The organism is Rhizobacter sp. P2_H2, from assembly GCF_056403375.1.
In genome coordinates, this window is sequence record NZ_JBFUFP010001610.1 from 1 (window position 1) to 833 (window position 833).

Below are 833 nucleotides of genomic sequence, written 5' to 3' on the forward strand. Positions count from 1 at the left end.
CCCCGAGGTCACGCACACCGTGAAGGGCCGCGAGCTTCTGAACCGCTTCGTGCTCGACATCGCGAAGGCGAAGCCCGACTGGGTGATGGGCGACTACATCGAAGAGGCGGTGGCGCGCATCCGCGAGCAGGTGGGCAGCGAAGAGGTGATCCTCGGCCTGTCGGGCGGCGTCGATTCGAGCGTGGCCGCGGCGCTGATCCACCGCGCGATCGGCGACCAGCTGACCTGCGTGTTCGTCGACCACGGCCTGCTGCGGCTCGACGAAGGCCGCATGGTGATGGAGATGTTCGCCGGCCGGCTGCATGCCAAGGTGATCCATGTCGATGCGAGCGACCAGTTCCTCGGCCACCTGAAGGGCGTGAGCGACCCCGAGGCCAAGCGCAAGATCATCGGCCGCGAGTTCGTCGAGGTGTTCCAGGCCGAGGCGAAGAAGCTGAAGACCGCCAAGTGGCTGGCGCAGGGCACGATCTACCCGGACGTGATCGAGAGCGGCGGTGCCAAGACGAAGAAGGCGGTGACGATCAAGAGCCACCACAACGTCGGCGGGCTGCCCGAGACGCTGGGCCTGAAGCTGCTGGAGCCGCTGCGCGAGCTCTTCAAGGACGAGGTGCGCGAGCTGGGCGTGGCGCTGGGCCTGCCGCCGGAGATGGTGTACCGGCATCCGTTCCCGGGGCCGGGCCTGGGTGTGCGCATCCTCGGCGAGGTGAAGAAGGAGTTCGCCGACCTGCTGCGCCGCGCCGATGCGATCTTCATCGAAGAGCTGCGCAACACGCGCGATGCCGAGACCGGCAAGACCTGGTACGAGCTGACGAGCCAGGCCTTCACGGTGTTCC

Annotated in this window: 1 protein-coding gene; it reads left to right on the plus strand. The window is 67.5% G+C overall.

Annotated features, from left to right (window positions below):
* A partial coding sequence (gene guaA / locus AC1D15_RS35075) for a glutamine-hydrolyzing GMP synthase (RefSeq protein ID WP_477829710.1) occupies window positions 1–833 on the plus strand: 833 nt, incomplete at both ends.